Origin of the sequence: Pseudoflavonifractor sp. HCP28S3_F10 (genome assembly GCF_052065415.1) — a bacterium.
Classification (GTDB): Bacteria; Bacillota; Clostridia; order Oscillospirales; family Oscillospiraceae; genus Pseudoflavonifractor_A.
Genome location: NZ_JBQHUB010000072.1, coordinates 1 through 818, shown reverse-complemented (window position 1 = coordinate 818; position 818 = coordinate 1). Strand labels below are relative to the sequence as shown.

Sequence of the window (818 nt, the reverse complement as noted above, 5' to 3'; positions counted from 1 at the left end):
AAAATACCCCCCCGCGCCCCCCCCACCCGGGGCTTGTAACCTCGACCCGGAGTCGTTTGGTGTGTGAGGGATTTTTTAAACCCACACAGACGCGCCGCCCCCCCCCCCCCCCCCCCCCCCGCCTTTCGGTGCTTTGCTTTTGCGTTATGCCCGGAGGATCACTTCACACTGCGATAGATAAAGGTGACGATCTGGGCTCTCGTGCAGTTGTTGTTGGAGCCGAACAGGCCGCCGCCGATACCGCCGGTGACGTCGTTCTTCTCCGCCCAGGTGACTGCCGCCGCGTAGTAAGCGTCAGAGGCCACATCGGTGAAGGCAGAATTGCCGCTGACAGCGGGGCTGCCGTTGGCACGCCACAGGAAGGTGACGATCTGCGCGCGGGAGCAGGAAGCGTTGGGGCTGAAAGCGGTGTCGCTTGTGCCCTTGGTGATACCCTGCTCCACGGCCCACAGCACCGCGTCATGGTAGTAGCTGTCCGCCTTCACATCGGTAAAGGGCATAGTGCTGGTCTTAGGTTCGGGGGAACCGGCGGCTCTCCACAGGAAGGTGACCGCCTGCGCTCTCGTGCAGTTGCCGTTGGGGGAGAAGGTGGTGGCAGAGGTGCCGCCGGTGACGCCCTTACCCACGGCCCAGATCACAGCGTCCTCATAGTAGCTGCCTTCGGGGACATCGGTGAAGGGGTGGTCGATGACGGGAGCCTCGGCCTTGAAGGTGGCCTGGACGGTGACCTTACTGGCGGGCATGGTGAAGGTGAACTTGCCACCCTTTTCGGAGAGCTTGATCTCCTTGTCCTTGCTGTCCAGCACGGTGATGTCGTC

The 818-nt window shown here is 62.8% G+C and carries 1 protein-coding gene; it reads right to left on the bottom strand.

The features are described from left to right. Nucleotides 1–158 precede the first annotated feature (158 nt). Nucleotides 159–818, bottom strand: a 660-nt coding sequence (locus tag ACTNBZ_RS14335) for an S-layer homology domain-containing protein (protein WP_441210954.1), incomplete at its 5' end; no start/stop codon positions are given.